This window comes from Bacteroides sp. ET336, assembly GCF_024733815.1.
Taxonomy (GTDB): Bacteria; Bacteroidota; Bacteroidia; order Bacteroidales; family Bacteroidaceae; genus Phocaeicola; species Phocaeicola cellulolyticus.
This window is the reverse complement of the sequence record NZ_JANRHK010000013.1, coordinates 88,261-105,362: the sequence shown is the minus strand read 5'-3', so window position 1 is coordinate 105,362 and position 17,102 is coordinate 88,261. Positions and strand designations below refer to the sequence as shown.

The following is a 17,102-nucleotide window of genomic DNA, read 5'->3' as shown; positions in this document are numbered from 1 at the left end:
GTATGACAAGGACGGGCTGCTCGTCAAGGCACAGAACGCGGAGAACCTGCTGGAGTTCACCCGCGACAGGAAGACAGGGCTGGTCACCGGGGAAAAGCAGGGAGAATATACCGTCAGCCGCACGTATGACAGCGAGGGAAACTGCACCCGCATCACCAGCAGTCTGGGAGCGGACATCCGCCATACATACGACCGGGAGGGTAATTTGCAGACCATGCAGGCGGGCGAGGGCTGGCAGGCGTCCTGGGTGCGTGACAACACGGGACTGGAGGTGCAGCGCACCTTCTCCGGCGGTGTGACCGTCAGGACGGAGCGCGACCGTTTCGGGCGCGAGGTGCGCAAGTCGGTGCGTGCAGGCAGCATCGAGCGCGGGGCGTACCGTTATGAGTGGGGTATTGCCAACCGGCTGCTCGCCAAGGAGAACGAGCTGACCGGGACGCTCATGCGCTACGATTACGACCGTTTCGACTTCCTCATCCGTCAGGAAACGACAGACGGCTCTGAAACGGACGTGATTTACCGCGTGCCGGATTTCGTGGGAAATCTTTTTGAGACACCGGAGAAGAAAGACCGCAAATACGGTGCGGGAGGACGATTGCTGGAAGATCCGAATTGTTTCTACCACTACGACGACGAGGGCAACCTCGTTTTCCGCGAGTTCAAGGAGCTGCAGGACAACAACGTGGTCCATGACCGCAAGCGCATGGAGAAGGAACGCGGCATCCGCTGCCTGGCAACAGGCACGGGCTGGCTCTACGAGTGGGCGTCCAACGGTATGCTGAAGAAAGTGATACGTCCGGACGGCAGGCCCGTGGAGTTCCGTTATGATGCGCTGGGGCGCCGTACCGCCAAGCGGTATTTCGACAAGGTCACACGTTGGGTGTGGGACGGCAACGTGCCTTTACATGAATGGTGCTACAAGGTAACGGAAACACAACAGGACGAAGGAGGAAACACCGCTCCAAAAGAACCGGCAGAAGATATTACCACCTGGGTGTTCGAGGCGGACACGTTTGTGCCTGCGGCAAAGATACTGGGCGATAAGCAGTTTTCCATCGTATCCAACTACATGGGCACACCCATCCAGATGTACGACGAGCAGGGGAACAAGACCTGGGAATGTTCCTTGGATATTTACGGCAAAGTCGTTAACTTTGTGGGAAAATCCCGATATGATTGTCCTTTCAGATTCCAGGGACAGTATGAGGATATTGAAACTGGACTGTATTATAATAGATTCAGGTATTATGATGCTAATATCGGAAGTTATATTTCTCAGGATCCTATAAGGTTACTTGGAAATAATCCTACCTTATATGGATATGTAAGTAACCTAAATTTATTCATCGACCTTTTTGGATTAGAAACATACTTTACAAGATTAGGAAATTTTGGAGAAAAGAGAGTTATGGAAGCATTAAACAAATCAGGGAATTACACATATATATTTCAAGTCCAAAATGCCGCTAATCAAGGTATAGATATAATAGCTAAAACCAAAGATGGGTATTATGATGTGTTTGAAGTAAAAACAACAAGAGGAAGCAAAGCCCCATCATTATATGGCGATCAACTAATGCCTAATGAATTTATCATAAATCGGCTACTTAAAGCTAACAATAATACTGAAGCTTTTCGTATCAGTCAAGATAAAGTTGAGCAAATATTATCTAATATGGGCAGAAAGTATCTTATTGAAGTAAAAGTCGGAAATGGTTACAAAGGACGATGGTATGTAAAAGGAATGGAACAAAAAGATTGGATTACTGAAGCAAAAAAACAAAGGAAAAAACATTAATGAATATGAATAAAAAGATAAAAAAAATATTGGAAAAGTCTGTAAATGAAGAGCCTAATGCATTCATGGAAGAACATAAGCAAAAAATAGTCCTTTTTGCAAAGAGTCCTCATATTGCTACATTAGACTATTTATCTATGCGATTAGTTGCTAGTTTCTACTTGCAAAAATACTGTAAATTATTTTGGTATAACCCTAATGAAAATAACTTTTATTTAATTTTAGATTATTTATTTTACTATTTTTCAAGCTATATTGTTTATTTTTCAGACTCAAATCGAAAAAATGAATTAGTGAATCAAGTCGGATTAGCATCTGCTTTTTTGGGAGTTTTGACTTTTTTCCAAAAAAAAGAATCCGATATTATGCTATGTATTTTAATTGAAAGAATAGATGATGTATTAAAGAGCGATTTTCCTTATGTATACTATCAAGATACAATTCTGCAAGAATCAATTGTTATGTATGATAAATATTATAATAAAAACAACAGCCACTTATTAAATATTTATGCAAAAAAGGAATTTAATTCCATATATGCCAAGTTGATAGACAATATCTGTACAGATGACACGAATCTTTTAAACCAACTAATAGATGATATTTGTATCTATCATTTACGCAAATGTAATGACAACAACTTCTCTAAAAATGAGTTCTATTTTACAGAATGGCAATTAATTCCGACAGAAATAATAGTATTATTACGTTATCGATACATTCAAGGCAAATGTATTAACTTTATAACAAACGAACTGATAAAAGATTTTATTCCATTTTTAACAGCAAAAGCATTCACTCTTTCAGAAGAAACCAGCCTATTTAAAGATAAACTTTATAATACATATCTTAACAAGGCTATAAAATCTTTGAATAATTCAAAGGTAATGGATATATTAAATTTATAATTTATGAATACTGACAAGACAACTCATTTTATGCCCAAAAATCAATATACTGAAGTCTCTAAAGAGATAACTGAATTTGTAGATAAATACACTCAAGATAATATTGGTAATAATGCAAATATTATTATCAAGACATTTGATGCCAATCATAATAGATGGTTTCATATAGTACCATTTATGGAAGATTGCAAAGGATATGCAGAGGCCCTTATGCGTTATTGTATTGCGGTTGACAATCAGCCAACATATGAATCCCTGCAAAAATTGTCTTCATACATATCAGAATTTGAAAATTACAACTTGGCACATCATGCATATCGTAAAGATCTATATTATTCCCTTGGCATCGCTTGGCATCGTCTTGGGAAAATATATGACAAATTTGCTATAGAGGCATTTAAAAAATATATATTCTACCTTCTTGGCCTATCAAGCCATACATCCTATTCCCCCATTTGCTACTCTTTCAGGAAATGCACAACCTACCTTTATCAGTCACTAGCATTAGAGCAACTGAATCTGTCATCTCCCTGTACATTTAATGACCCATTTGATAGCCCTATTATCAGCCTGCTAGACAAAAATGATGAAATAGCAATGCTAATTAAATCTGCCTATCTTGATTGCGTTAAAATATCATGTTTTGTAAGTAACGTAATGCAGCCATTCCATGAAGACGGAAATATATTGGGGGAAATTGTACGAGATAAAAGGAAACAAGAAGATAATACTTCAGAAGAATTTCAAAATGAATTAATGTGGGCACATTATGCCGACTATCATAGGGGGATATGTATCAAATATCATTTTCCAAACTCTTTAACCAGTCTCTATTCTGAACCTGGAACATCTGTTAAATACTTCAGAGATGTCCAATATAAGGATGACTTATCTGTTCTGACAGAGAAAGATAGTATAACTATTGAAGATGCTTTTTTCGCTAAAAGTAAAGCTTGGAAATACGAAAATGAGCTTAGGCTAATTCTGTGCGATCCGAACAGTACCGGTCTGTACGATTCTATTGATATTCCAAACTGTATTGAAGCAATATACTTTGGAGTAAATTGTGCAAATAAAGATATCAAAGTCATCAGAGAAATAATGAAGAATAAGGAACTTATAACAAAACAAGAAAGAATAGTGAACGACAAACGTGAAACTGTTGAAACAAGGACTCCTATTAGCTTTTACCAAATGGAGTTTGATTCTAAAAAATTCGGTTCACTTATAGCCAAGAAATTACAATGATAAGACAATGAAGGAGAAAGAGAGAATAGATAATTTCCAAATTGGAAATGTTTATGCTGTTGAACTAATAAATAAGACATGAGGGATTATTCAATTATGTCATATTAGCAAAGTTGAAAATGTTTGTTTTCTAACTTATGCCTTGTTTGATATAAATGAAAAATCAATATCAACGTTAAAGAATGAAATTTTGAAATATGATTTATTGACTCCATTTATTGTTGCTACTCTTTCAGAACGTCCTACAAAAGGGATAATGCTGTAAGAACAATGTCTTAATCGATTTAATTCTAACTGATTGAATATTTAACAATAAATACAGTTGTATCTTAAGTGAATATTTTATGAAAGAATTGCTTATATATTATAATTTGATACTTTGAATTTAATGTTCTTATTGGTATATTGCTAATTATCAGACTGATAATTTTATCTTATATCGGACTGATGTTATAATAATGATACATCATAATTCTAATTATATCTATGAGCCAATACAATAACATTTTTATAAGCAGAGAAGATTTTCTGGATTATAAAGCAAAAGGAATTCCGTTTACCGGATTTGTAATAGGAGAAGGGTATGCTTTTGTACAATATCAGGAGTATCACGAGGATATGGATGGAACAGTCATGGATATAAACGACAATATACCATCATACCAGATATGCATACCTAACATTGTCCAAGTCCAATGTATTGATACATCAAAGGAAATGATAAAAAAAAGCCTTAGAGGGCTATTTAGCAAAAATGGATACGCAAGATATGTTGTGTGTGAAGGGGATACCTTAGCATATATTGCAGAAATGTTTGACGTTACTGTTGAAGAATTAAAAAGTTGGAACGAGCTGTCAAGTGAAAGTTCAATATCAATTGGACAAAAATTATTAATAATTGACATAACGGAAAGAAGGATTATAGATATACTTCACACGGTAGATAATGGAGAAATTAAAGAAGCTGGAGCTTTAACTTCTCTTGAATTTTGGTTGGATTCACCATCCGACAATTTTCTTGAAGGCATAGGTAAAATAGCGGCCAACATGCTTTATAGCACGATCAATTCTCCTGTTGTCTTTTTTACAGGTCATACTTTAGCTGGAGCAAGTCAATTACCGGAAGAACAGTTTGAAGCCTTTTTGGATATAATATCGTATCCTTTTTTGAAAGGAATCAAAGCTATTGGCTTTTGCGGTAAAGTCAACAAAGGATTAAAAGGATATAATCAATTCCTAAAAACAAAACAATATAAGATGTATAAACCTTCAGGCAAAGGTTGGCAAAAAGAAGCAAGCAAAAAATTCAAGCAGGCAAGAGAACATTATATTATGCATCATAGAGCTAAAGAATACTGGGATAATGTAAACGAGGGGATTTCGACATGGAATGAATTCTCTAAAGATAATAATGATTGATATGGTAGGATTATAATATTTAGGCAAATACATTATTGGGTTATGGTATAAATATGTAAAACGAAAATATATACTTTATATGGAGTTTGAAGTTCATCTTTCTAATTTTTTTATTGTGCTTGGAAGTATGTAGTGGCTCTCATATTAGGCATAACAATTATTTATTTTTCAATTAAATAAGAAAAGCAGAATGGCTAATATCATCACATTAGAACGAATAGGAAAATTCATCATTTGGTTTTGGAATAAGTATATTAAGAAAAGATATATACCTTATATTGACCTTGAATTTCATTATCCCAACTATCTCTTTATAGCACTGGGATGTCTTGTTGTTGCCATTTTTTTTGTCATTGCAATTACTTATTTTTCAATTAAATAAGGGAAGCAGAATGGCAAATATTATAACATTGGAACGGATAGGGAAATTCATCATCTGGTTTTGGAATAAGTATATTAAGAAAAAATATATACCTTACATTGACCTTGAATTTCATTATCCCAACTATCTCTTTATAGCACTGGGAAGTATTGTAGCTGCTATTGGACATAGCAATTATTTAAGGTGAGTTCGATATAATCCAAAACATCGTGAGTTGCCCGTCTTTGACAAAATAAAGGTCAATGGCTGGCTTCTTTTCACGCTATAGCAAAAAATATCTTTCTTCAGATGACAGAATAGACAATATATCGAATAAGGCTTTAGGATACTGATTTTCAATTACTCTGTTTCTTATTCAGCAAAAACGCTGATATAAAATAATGTTGCTTACCTACTTACACAAGAGATGTCTTTTCCACACCATCCAACGAATCTTCCTCCATGACGGAACTTGGAATGTGCGGGCAAGAAATACAGCACCGATCACTTCTGCACCGACCCGTTCCAGATTTCGGACAAATCCGGTCAGGCTGCTTCCTGTTGTGAAAAGGTCATCCACAATCACTACCTTTTTCCCTTGCAATGCCAGCGACATGGAATAGTTCGCCGTATCAACGCTCGACCGTTGGGCAGCTGTGTGCTTGCTTTCCCGGTTCCTGATGATTTCTATCAGATGCAGTCCGGATAGGGCATAGCCATACCGTTCCAGATAATGGGCTATTTTTGCGAAACGTCTGTAATACCGTTCAGAGGTACTACACGGCATAAATACCGCTGTCACATTCTCATTGACAGAAAGAACTTTAAATGCTTGTGAGAAATAGTCTTCACATAGTTCTTTTCCATCCTTAAAAGCATACACATTTTGTACAAAATCCGTCTGCTCATCCCTCAGCCAGCTTTCATACCGTTGTGGAAAATAATAGCCGGCACACACGCAACGTATTTTCCCGAAACGGAAAGCCCGCATCGGTTGTACGATGTCAAACAGTTCCGGGCATGTCAGTGCATACAACAAACCGGCATGTCTGCTCCCGGCCATCACGGCTTGTCCGGCTAATTCTTCCCTGTCTTCTTTCTTGTAGCAGGCCACCGCATGCTGGAGGAATGCTTTTGCCGCCTTTCGCCTCCAGTATCTGGCATAAGCCCATAGCCCGACAATACATAAGACTATGCCTCCGTTTATCAATAGGGTCAGGATAAAATCATTCATTATTCATGAAATTAAGATTAGACCAGACTAAAATAGAGATTATTTGATGAACACTTTGCTATGGACAGATGTTTTTAGCTTATATTTAGATTCAAGCGGCTAAACATGCAATTAAATAAGAGGGTTTGCAAATGCTTGAAATTTACAATCACATGAATCTTCTATGACATTTGATGCCATTGACAGCCAGTTACCGACATCTGTTTTGACAATACGATTACAAGTAATATATTTGCTCAATCTAAAATGAAATGTATGGAATTTGTATGTATAGAGGCTAAAACATTTGAAGACATGTGCATGGCTTTGGAATTGCTCAAGAAGAAAGTGGAAACGTTGTCCCAAAGGCATTTGCCCAAGCGACTGGACAAATGGCTGGACAATCAGGAAGTATGCGCCATATTGCGTATCTCGCCACGAACCTTGCAATCTTTGCGTAGCAACGGTACTTTGTCTTACACCCAGATTGACCGCAGGACCTATTATCAGGAGCACGATGTTATGAGATTATTAGGAATGGCAGGCTATAGACGTAAATCGAGGAAGGAGTCCGAAAGATGAGTAAAGTTATAATGCGTGACGATCCGCAGGCTATTGCGTTTTTCCAGGACATGAAGCATTTGTCTGCTTTACTCGACATGCTGGGAACCAATACGCGGCCGATATTGAATGGAGAAAGTTTTCTGACTGACACCGAACTGGCACAGCACTTGAAATTGACAAAGCGCACGTTACAGGAATATCGTAACACAGGAAAAATCCCGTTTTATCATATAGGCGGTAAAATTCTGTATCGGGAAGCAGACATAGAGAAACTGCTTGTAGAGAACAGGCGGGAAGCTTTCCGGTAAAGAGAGATAAAAACCAGAAAGGATTGTCGTTATGAGAAACAATCCTTCCTGGTTTTATTATATTTCAGACTTCATGCAATATTTTAGCGGAATACTCCGGCCACTTCCTTCATATCCTCCATGATGCTGTTGTCAAGCACCCGCGCGTAATGCTGGGTCATGCGTGTGGACGAATGTCCCAGCATTTTCGATACGTTCTGGATGGCCACATGGTTGGCGAGCGTCACCGTGGTCGCGAAGGTGTGCCGGCTGACATGGACGGTCAGGTGTTTCTTTATGTCGCATAAAGTAGCTATTTCCTTCAGATATTCATTCATCTTCTGATTCGACGGGATGGGCAGGCAAGGTGCGTCCGGATCTTTTTCGTTCCATCCTTTGTATTTCTCCAAAATGGCGATGGCAGGCGGTAGCAACGGCACATTACTCGTGCAGGTTTCCTTGTTCGTCGTGATTTTCACCCTCGACTTGTGTATCCACAGCTTCCCGTTGTTGTCCCTGTACAGATGTATGGGACGTAGGGTACTCACATCTATGTACGAGAGCCCGGTGAAGCAGCAGAACAGGAAGAAGTCCTTCACATGGTTCAGCCGTGCCGTTGAAAACTCCTTCTCCATGATTCGTTGCAATTCGTCCAGTGTGAGGAAAGTCGGGCATGTCTCTTCCTTCTTGAACAGCCGTTTCCGTTTACCCACCAGCGGATCAAAGTTCAGCCAGCCGTTATCCCTGGCTATGCCCAACACCTTGCGGAAGCAGCTCATGTATTTAGTAAGTGTATTCTGCGAGAGTTTCCTCTCTGTCCGCAGGTGCATTTCAAATGTGTCGATGAATTCCCCGTTCAGTTCGTAGAACGTGATGTCCTCCTTCTTATAGAATTCCTTTACTACTGTTTTCAGCGATTCATAGCAGTTGTCATAGCGGGAGATAGTAGACGGTTGGTATTCCTGCCCGATAAGAGAACGCCAGTCATCAATACATTTTTTCATTGTTTCCACAACCAAATGTCTTTCCTCCTTAGAGAACAGTTTGACCAGCATGTTTCTGGGAGTGATCAGCGCATCCCGGCAGAGCAGTTCCTTGTGGATTTGATACAGCCGTACTTTCAGAGCCTCTATGTAACTGTTCAGTTCCAAGGACACACGGTCCTTCCCTTTACTGCATCCCTTCAGGTTATTCCACAGATGGATGGGTACAGAGCGTTGGATGCGTATCTCATCCTGTTGCCCGTTGATGGTTATCCGGAGGAACACCGGAGCCTCGCCGTTTTTCTTCAGCCTGCTCTTGCGGATGAAGAACAAAACCTTCATTGAATCCTGTTTCATTTCACCTTGTTTTTTACGTTACAAAATTAGCAAAATAGGGAACAGGTAATTCCTATACAAGAATATGAAAATCAGCGAAGTATAATACATTTCAGGTGCTTTTTTCAGTGACCCTAAAAAGGACCCTGAATTTGCCCCTCATAACTTCTCTAAAACGCTATTTTTTGCCGCCCGAAAACCAATAAAAAAGCCCTAATTCCGTTGGGAATCAGAGCTTTTCCTAATTTTGCTTTTTCGAGTTGCGGTGCGTACGGGACTCGAACCCGTGACCCCATGCGTGACAGGCATGTATTCTAACCAACTGAACTAACGCACCAGTTATTTCTAACTGTTTATTTTTTTGTTGGCGGTGCGTACGGGACTCGAACCCGTGACCCCATGCGTGACAGGCATGTATTCTAACCAACTGAACTAACGCACCAATTATTCTCGGCTTTTGAGTTGTTTTATGTCTCAATTGCGGTGCAAAGATACAACAATTTTCCGTACTTGCAATACTTTGACCGATTTTTTTTCAAAAAAAGTGATTATCACCTCATTTTTTACCGAAATCCGGCTGTTTTGAGGTGATAATCGTTGAATTATGGGCAAGTTATTTTATTCTCTTATATCCGTATTTTGCCAGGTCTCCAAGTTCTTCTTCGATACGGAGAAGCTGGTTATATTTTGCCATTCTGTCCGAGCGGCTCAAAGAACCTGTCTTTATCTGACCGCTGTTGGTTGCTACAGCGATGTCTGCTATTGTGGCATCTTCTGTTTCTCCGGAGCGGTGTGATGTAACAGTAGTATAGCCATGTCTGTGTGCCATTTCTATTGCATCGAGTGTTTCACTCAGCGAGCCGATCTGGTTTACTTTTATCAGGATTGAGTTTCCGCATCCCATTTCTATACCTTTTGAGAGGAATTCCACGTTAGTAACGAACAGGTCGTCGCCAACCAGCTGGCATCTGTCACCGATTCTTTCTGTAAGTTTCTTCCATCCATACCAGTCGTTTTCGCTCATACCGTCCTCTATTGAGTCGATAGGATATTTGTTTATCAATTCTTCCAGATAGTCAATCTGTTCGTCAGAAGTACGTTTCTTTCCTTTTTCTCCTTCGAAAATTGTGTAATCGTATATTCCGTTCTTGTAAAACTCTGACGAAGCACAGTCCATACCAATCATAATGTCTTTTCCTGGTTCGTAGCCTGCGGCTTTGATAGCAGAGATTATTGATTCAAGAGCGTCTTCTGTACCGTTGAGTGAAGGTGCAAATCCACCCTCATCGCCTACTGCAGTGCTGAGTCCTCTGTCATGAAGTACTTTTTTAAGGGCATGGAAGACTTCTGCCCCCATTCTAAGTCCTTCGCGGAAGGATTCTGCACCTACAGGACGAATCATGAATTCCTGGAAGGCTATAGGAGCGTCGCTGTGAGAGCCTCCGTTTATGATGTTCATCATAGGTACAGGCAAAGTGTATGTATTCACACCGCCAATGTATCTGTAGAGAGGGATGTTAAGATAGTTTGCGGCTGCCTTTGCTACAGCAAGCGATACGCCTAGAATTGCGTTTGCTCCAAGCTTTGATTTGGTCTTAGTGCCGTCCAGTTCAAGCATCTTCTTGTCTATAGCTCTTTGTTGCAGCACGGACCAACCTGTAAGTGCAGGTGCAATGACATTGTTTACGTTATATACAGCTTTCAGTACGCCTTTACCTCCGTATCTGCTTTTGTCATTATCGCGCAGTTCAAGAGCCTCGTTTTCACCTGTTGATGCTCCTGAAGGAACAGATGCTCTACCTGTAATTCCTGACTCAAGACGAACTTCTACTTCTACTGTCGGGTTTCCGCGTGAATCCAAGATTTCACGTCCTTTGATTGATTCTATTCTCATAATCTTAAATTGTTTATTTGTTTTATATTTTACAAAGATGGAAATCTCCATCATTATTTACAATACCTAAAAGTTGGTATTTTTAATGTCATGGTATAAAAGAAAACAGGTTGCTGTGGCAAATGTAGGTACATTTTACCAAGGCAACCTGTGTATCTATATGTTATAAGGAACTGTTATCAATAGTTGTTTTTCTTAACTTCGAAATAAGCCTGTGGGTGAAGGCATGCAGGACATATTTCAGGAGCCTCTGTACCTACGTGTACATAACCACAGTTGCGGCACTGCCATACTGTTTCAACATCTTTCTTGAATACCTTTCCTTCTTCGATATTCTTAACGAAAGCTCTGTATCTTTCTTCGTGTCCCTTTTCAGCTACGGCAATTTCACGATACATTTTTGCGATTGCAGGGAAACCTTCTTCGTCTGCAATGTCAGCAAAACGTGGGTAATCCAATGACCATTCTTCGTTTTCTCCGGCAGCTGCTGCTTTCAGGTTTTCAAGTGTTGTACCGATTACGCCTGCTGGATAGCTTGCTGTGATTTCTACCATTCCGCCTTCAAGCCATTTGAACATACGTTTTGCGTGTTCCTTTTCCTGATCTGCAGTTTCAGTGAAGATTGCAGAAATCTGTTCGTAACCTTCTTTCTTTGCTACACTTGCAAAATAAGTGTAACGCATTCTAGCCTGTGATTCACCTGCAAATGAGATTGCCAAATTTTTCTCTGTTCTTGTTCCTTTGATGCTTTTTTCCATAATTGTAGTTATTTTGTTGGGTTAGACTTCTTGTTTTATTTTCACACTGCAAATGTAATATATTTATTCAAATTTGTAATTATTACAATTTTTAATTTATAATCTTTTAAGCTTTTAGCCTCAAATCATAATTTATATAGTTATAAAAGTATGTTATATGGCAGAAAATACGTAATTTTGCAAAAAAATATTTATAAATAGAAATAAGATTGTTTTATGAAAGGGGTTGAGTTTCATCCTAAACTGTTTTCTACACTCAAGAATTACAGTAAATCAGATTTCATGACTGATTTGATGGCGGGTATAATAGTAGGTATTGTAGCCTTGCCGTTGGCTATCGCGTTTGGTATTGCTTCAGGTGTAACTCCTGAGAAAGGTATCATTACGGCTATTGTGGCTGGATTTATCATTTCGTTCCTTGGTGGCAGTAAGGTGCAGATAGGTGGTCCTACAGGTGCTTTTATTGTTATCATCTACGGTATTATCCAGCAATATGGATTGAGCGGACTTATGGTTGCCACTATGATGGCGGGAGTCTTGCTTATATTATTAGGTGTATTCAAGTTGGGAACTGTTATAAAGTTCATCCCCTATCCTATTATTATAGGTTTTACCAGTGGTATTGCCGTAACAATCTTTACTACACAGATAGCAGACATCTTTGGCCTTGATTTCAGGGGAGAGAAGGTTCCTGGAGATTTCATTGGTAAATGGATGCTCTATTTCAGACATTTTGATACAGTGAACTGGTGGAATGCCATAGTAAGTGTAGTCAGTGTGTTTATCATAGCTATAACTCCAAAGTTCTCAAAGAAGGTGCCTGGGTCGCTTGTTGCCATTATTCTGGTTACTGTAGGAGTGTGTTTGCTGAAGCAGTATGCAGGAATCACATTTATTGATACTATAGGCGATCGTTTCAGTATTAAGGCTGAGCTTCCTTCGGCAGCTGTTCCTGCGATAAATTGGGAGGCTATACAGAATCTTTTCCCTGTAGCGATAACTATAGCAGTTCTTGGAGCAATAGAATCTTTGCTTTCTGCTGCTGTGGCTGATGGTGTGATTGGTGACAGACACGATTCAAATACAGAACTTATAGCTCAGGGTATTGCCAATGTGGTATCTCCTATTTTTGGAGGTATTCCTGCAACAGGAGCAATTGCCCGTACTATGACAAATATCAATAACGGAGGAAAGTCTCCTGTGTCAGGAATTGTACATGCAATAGTTCTTCTTCTGATACTTCTTTTCTTAATGCCGCTTGCACAGTATATACCTATGGCATGTCTTGCCGGAGTATTGGTTATTGTATCATATAATATGAGTGGTTGGAGAGTGTTTATGGGATTGCTCAAGAATCCTAAATCGGACGTTACAGTTCTTCTTATAACATTCTTCCTTACAGTAATATTCGATTTGACAGTAGCTATTGAGGTGGGATTGCTCATTGCTTGTGTACTGTTTATGAAACGTGTGATGGAAACTACTCAGATTTCTGTTATAAAGAACGAGCTTGACCCTAATAAGGAATCGGATATGGAAGTACACGAAGAGCATCTTATTATTCCTGACGGTGTAGAGGTGTATGAGATTAACGGTCCTTATTTCTTCGGTATAGCAACTAAATTTGAGGATTTGATGGCGCAGTTGGGTGACAGACCTAAGATTCGTATCATACGTATGCGTAAGGTTCCGTTTATCGATTCTACAGGTATTCATAACCTTACTACACTTTGCCACATGTCGCAGAAAGAGAATATACATATCATCTTGTCTGGTGTAAACGAGCATGTACATAAGACACTTGAGAAATCAGGATTCTATGAACTCCTTGGCAAAGAAAATATCTGTAGCAATATAAACGAAGCCTTGGCTGTAGCTACAAAAGAAATTGAAGAACTCAATAGAAAATAAAGCTTTTAACAATTAACATAAATGCTCCATGTTGTTAACAAACGTGGAGCATTTTCTTTATTTATTAAACTATGTTATAAAGCATAGATTTTTGGCTGAAATACTTGCAGATTACCAGAAAGTCCGTACCTTTGTACTGTGTTTTTCATAGTATTAGATTTTAAGGTTAACAAAGGTTGGAGTACAGCGGTACTCCTTTTTTTATGTCTATACGTTTCGTACGATAAAATATAGTAAAAACCGCCGGCTAGAGATATGTGATGTATATCTAGCCGGCAGTTTTTGTTTCTTATTATAAATTACAGAATAACGATACGAAGAACGGTACGCTAAGGTTTATCAGAATTCCGTGAAGAATAGCCAATGGGATGGCCTCCTTGCCTGAATATTTGCTGATAGTGGCCAATAGAATATCTGATGATCCTATACCTGCGGCAGATATAGGTGCAAGCTGTCCGAAATATTTTCTTATTACCGGGGCACAAATCAGGGCCGTCATTTCGCGGAATATATTTGCAAGCAGGGCGATAGTTCCGAGTTCTGTGGCAAGCTGAAGTCCTATACTTGGTGTTTTAAGCTGAGTTATAAGTACTGAAGATACGGAATAGTATGCAAAACCGCTACCCACTGCCATACAGTCGAATATGCTCCATCTGCTCAGAATAAATGCTGCAATTGCAGAGAAAACGAATGTTCCTGTCACTGTAGCAATTGGTACAAGAAGCATCTTAAAACTCAGTTGCGATACAAATCCTTTTATGTCCTGATTGCCTCCAAGATTGATGCCAAGCAAAAGCATAAGTACATACAACACATATACCGATAGCTTATGCGCATCGAAATCCATTGTAACAAAATAACCGCCCAGACATCCCAATATAAAGAATACCAGAATCATTATGCTTCCTTTCATTTTCCGGCTCCTTTCTTGAAAAACATGTTGAATACCAGCATGGCTGCTACAGAGCTTCCTACGAGGCTTAAGGCAGATATTATTGCTGCTTGCTCGCAGTAGTAAGTCAGATTGTTAATTATTAGTTTGTTTGCCCCTACCGACAGTCCGAGAATAAATAAAAGAAGGCAAACTACAATTTGTATAAGTACAGTTACCTTGCTTAGGTCTTTTTTACTGCGCAGACTATAGCCTATCAAGGCACCGATTGCCATAATAGAAATAAAAATGAACATGTGAAGTTATAAATTAAAATTAGACATAGAAAATAAAAATCCTCGCTTGGAGTATATTCTATGGCACATTAGTGAAATTAAAAGATCGTATAGACCAGATTATTTTCATTTTTAATATCAATTTATAAGTTTTTGTGTTGCATGAAATCGGGCGCAAAGGTACGCTTTTTTCTTTTATGTTATATTTGATATACAAGAAAAATGTTTTGTGCTGTAATTCGAATATTTTATGTTTATATTGCTTACAATTTGATATGTATATTATATTACGAATTGATAGTGTATTATTAATGATGAATAAATATTCGTTTTTATTACACAATTATATAAACAAAAAAGCCCCAAGAGATTGTCTCTTGAGGCTTCCTTGTGTTGGACTACCAGGATTCGAACCTGGACAAACAGAACCAAAACCTGTTGTGCTACCATTACACCATAGTCCAAACTTATTGCTTTCTTTCGAAATGCGTGGCAAAGATACTATCTTTTTACGTTATCTTCCAAATTTTCTTTAACTTTTTTCGTACTTACAGGTTTATATTTATCATTAAATCATCGAAAAATAACACTATTGTTCTCCTTCGTGATTATGCTTCCTCAATACCCTGTGCGGCAATTCTCCGTGTCCAAGCAATTCTATAGGGCATTGCAGCTTTTCTTCTATCCATTCGGCAGAGACTTCGCTTTGAGGGTGATAGTCCAATGTACCGTTTACGCAAGCTATACTCTTTACGTTTTGCAATACCGAACCTATGTCGTGGCTTACCAGAATTATGGTTCTTTCCTTGTTTATTTCTTCAAGCAATGAGTACAGCCTGGCTTCGAAGCGTTTGTCGATATAGGTATTGGGTTCGTCAAGGATTATTGCCTTTGGATTTGATACTATGGCCCTGCCTAGTAAGGCTCTTTGCATCTGTCCTCCGCTCAACTGTCCGATAGGTTTGTTTTCCAGTCCTTCCAGTCCCATCATAACCAATGTCTCTTCTACTCTTCTATGATGTTCTTTAGTGAATTTGCTGAATAGTGTCTTTTGCTTGTTTAATCCCGATAATATTACCTCATATACTGATATGGGGAATTTTTTGTCTATTGAATTATATTGCGGCAGATAGCCTATTTCCAACCTGTCTGCGGGTATTCCGTTATTGTAGTATGTTATTTTTCCTTCCGTAGGTTCAAGCAGTCCAAGTATAACCTTAATCAGTGTGGTCTTTCCTCCTCCGTTCGGTCCTATTATACCGAGGAAATCCTTTTCTGATATTTCAAGGTTTATGTTGTGCAGGACAGTTTTTTTCTCATATCCGGCAGAAAGATTTTCTATTTTTATTATGGTGTTGTTCATTATTCTTTTGCTGTATCTTCTTTTGTACGTAATGCCTTTGCCGTTTTTACCATTTCTTCAGTCCAGTTATAGTTCAGCGGATTTACCGGAACCACTTCCACTCCAAGCTCCTTGGCTATGGTCTCTGCATTTCGCATGTCGAACTCCTGCTGTACGAATATTACTTTGGCGTTCTTTTCCTTGCATAGTTTTATGAGCGACTGCAGATGTGCAGGCGACGGTTCTTTCCCTCCTTCTTCTATGCTTATCTGCTCCAGACCATAGTCTCTGGCGAAATAAGTCAAGGCCGGATGATAAATCAGGAATGTCTTGTCGGCATCGGCAATGATTGATTTTATAGTCTCGTCTGTATTTTCTATAATTTGGGTAAGGCTGTCAAGATTATTCTTGTAGTATTCCGAGTTCTTTGCATCCAGCTCTTCTAAGGCATTATAGATATTGTTGGCTATTATTTTGGCATTTTCCGTAGAATTCCAGATATGTGGCTCCACTCCATGTGCGTGATTTTCTACTGTTTCTTTGCCGTGCGAGTGCGAACATTGCTGATGAATGAGGTTTACTCCGGCAGAAGTATCGTAGAATTGCAATTTAGGGAAATTCTCCTGTAGCTTGTCTATCCACGACTGTTCGAAACCTATATATCCTATGCGCAAGTATGCTGTACTTTTACTTAGACTTACCATCTGCTGTGGAGTAGGGTCGTATGTTTCCGGACTGCTTCCTTCCGGTACCATGCTTACTACCTTAAACTTGTCGCCAGCTATTGTTTCAGTGAAATATCTCAGCGGTTCTATGGTGACAGTTATTGTAGGCTTGTCGTTCCTTTCGGCATTTTGGCACGATGACAATGCCAGAAGCAAGCATATTATTGATAATAATGTTTTCATGTTAT

General features: G+C 39.0%; 14 protein-coding genes, 3 tRNA genes and 1 pseudogene. 7 read left to right on the top strand and 11 right to left on the bottom strand.

The window, feature by feature from the left end; translation table 11 throughout:
- The 4 genes and pseudogenes from NW213_RS12050 to NW213_RS12035 all read left to right on the top strand — a co-directional run.
- Positions 1–1,363 (top strand): annotated as a pseudogene (locus tag NW213_RS12050) (RHS repeat domain-containing protein); the annotation flags it as partial.
- Between the two features lie 440 nt (positions 1,364–1,803).
- Positions 1,804–2,706: a hypothetical protein gene (locus NW213_RS12045; protein ID WP_258322924.1), complete on the top strand. Its 903-nt coding sequence runs from the start codon at positions 1,804–1,806 to the stop codon at positions 2,704–2,706.
- A 3-nt stretch (positions 2,707–2,709) separates the two neighbouring features.
- On the top strand, positions 2,710–3,954 hold the full coding sequence (locus tag NW213_RS12040) for a DUF2971 domain-containing protein (protein ID WP_258322923.1): 1,245 nt from the start codon (positions 2,710–2,712) through the stop codon (positions 3,952–3,954).
- 486 nt (positions 3,955–4,440) lie between these two features.
- The gene (locus NW213_RS12035) at positions 4,441–5,373 is read left to right on the top strand and encodes a LysM domain-containing protein (RefSeq protein WP_258322922.1); all 933 of its coding nucleotides are present in this window, start codon (positions 4,441–4,443) and stop codon (positions 5,371–5,373) included.
- A gap of 773 nt (positions 5,374–6,146) precedes the next feature.
- Here the strand turns inward: NW213_RS12035 and NW213_RS12025 are convergent.
- Positions 6,147–6,968, bottom strand: a complete 822-nt coding sequence (locus NW213_RS12025; protein ID WP_258322920.1) for a phosphoribosyltransferase — start codon at positions 6,966–6,968, stop codon at positions 6,147–6,149.
- Positions 6,969–7,223: 255 nt separating this feature from the next.
- Between NW213_RS12025 and NW213_RS12020 the strand changes: the two genes are divergently transcribed.
- Both NW213_RS12020 and NW213_RS12015 read left to right on the top strand, forming a co-directional pair.
- The gene (locus tag NW213_RS12020) at positions 7,224–7,529 is read left to right on the top strand and encodes a helix-turn-helix domain-containing protein (RefSeq protein ID WP_258322919.1); all 306 of its coding nucleotides are present in this window, start codon (positions 7,224–7,226) and stop codon (positions 7,527–7,529) included.
- Complete coding sequence (locus NW213_RS12015; protein ID WP_258322918.1) at positions 7,526–7,819, top strand: helix-turn-helix domain-containing protein; 294 nt, start codon at positions 7,526–7,528, stop codon at positions 7,817–7,819. The genes NW213_RS12020 and NW213_RS12015 overlap by 4 nt, the downstream gene beginning before the upstream one ends.
- An 83-nt stretch (positions 7,820–7,902) precedes the next feature.
- On the opposite strand, the gene NW213_RS12010 is transcribed toward NW213_RS12015, so the two are convergent.
- The 5 genes from NW213_RS12010 to rbr all read right to left on the bottom strand — a co-directional run bounded on the left by NW213_RS12010 (position 7,903) and on the right by rbr (position 11,769).
- Positions 7,903–9,138: a site-specific integrase gene (locus tag NW213_RS12010; protein ID WP_258322917.1), complete on the bottom strand. Its 1,236-nt coding sequence runs from the start codon at positions 9,136–9,138 to the stop codon at positions 7,903–7,905.
- A gap of 242 nt (positions 9,139–9,380) precedes the next feature.
- Positions 9,381–9,454: transfer RNA gene (locus NW213_RS12005), tRNA-Asp, on the bottom strand.
- A 28-nt stretch (positions 9,455–9,482) separates the two neighbouring features.
- Positions 9,483–9,559 (bottom strand) — tRNA-Asp (locus NW213_RS12000).
- A gap of 171 nt (positions 9,560–9,730) precedes the next feature.
- The gene (gene eno, locus NW213_RS11995; protein ID WP_258322916.1) at positions 9,731–11,011 is read right to left on the bottom strand and encodes a phosphopyruvate hydratase; all 1,281 of its coding nucleotides are present in this window, start codon (positions 11,009–11,011) and stop codon (positions 9,731–9,733) included.
- A gap of 179 nt (positions 11,012–11,190) precedes the next feature.
- Positions 11,191–11,769, bottom strand: a complete 579-nt coding sequence (rbr, locus tag NW213_RS11990; RefSeq protein ID WP_154043679.1) for a rubrerythrin — start codon at positions 11,767–11,769, stop codon at positions 11,191–11,193.
- Between the two features lie 216 nt (positions 11,770–11,985).
- Between rbr and NW213_RS11985 the strand changes: the two genes are divergently transcribed.
- Entirely contained in the window at positions 11,986–13,680 is a 1,695-nt protein-coding gene (locus NW213_RS11985; protein WP_258322915.1) for a SulP family inorganic anion transporter, read from the top strand.
- A 292-nt stretch (positions 13,681–13,972) separates the two neighbouring features.
- Here NW213_RS11985 and NW213_RS11980 read toward each other — a convergent pair whose 3' ends face one another.
- The 5 genes from NW213_RS11980 to NW213_RS11960 all read right to left on the bottom strand — a co-directional run bounded on the left by NW213_RS11980 (position 13,973) and on the right by NW213_RS11960 (position 17,097).
- Positions 13,973–14,593 carry a lysine exporter LysO family protein gene (locus NW213_RS11980; protein WP_258322914.1) on the bottom strand — a complete coding sequence of 207 codons (621 nt, stop codon included), beginning with the start codon at positions 14,591–14,593 and terminating at the stop codon, positions 13,973–13,975.
- Positions 14,590–14,868, bottom strand: a complete 279-nt coding sequence (locus NW213_RS11975; protein ID WP_154043682.1) for a LysO family transporter — start codon at positions 14,866–14,868, stop codon at positions 14,590–14,592. Before NW213_RS11975 ends, NW213_RS11980 begins: the two co-directional genes overlap by 4 nt.
- Before the next feature lie 372 nt (positions 14,869–15,240).
- A tRNA-Gln gene (locus NW213_RS11970) sits at positions 15,241–15,311 on the bottom strand.
- Positions 15,312–15,436: 125 nt separating this feature from the next.
- A complete protein-coding gene (locus NW213_RS11965) occupies positions 15,437–16,210 on the bottom strand; it encodes a metal ABC transporter ATP-binding protein (protein WP_154043683.1) in 774 nt (257 codons plus the stop codon).
- Positions 16,210–17,097 (bottom strand): metal ABC transporter solute-binding protein, Zn/Mn family, encoded by an 888-nt coding sequence (locus tag NW213_RS11960; protein ID WP_258322913.1) that lies wholly within the window; start codon positions 17,095–17,097, stop codon positions 16,210–16,212. Before NW213_RS11960 ends, NW213_RS11965 begins: the two co-directional genes overlap by 1 nt.
- Between the last annotated feature and the right edge of the window lie 5 nt (positions 17,098–17,102).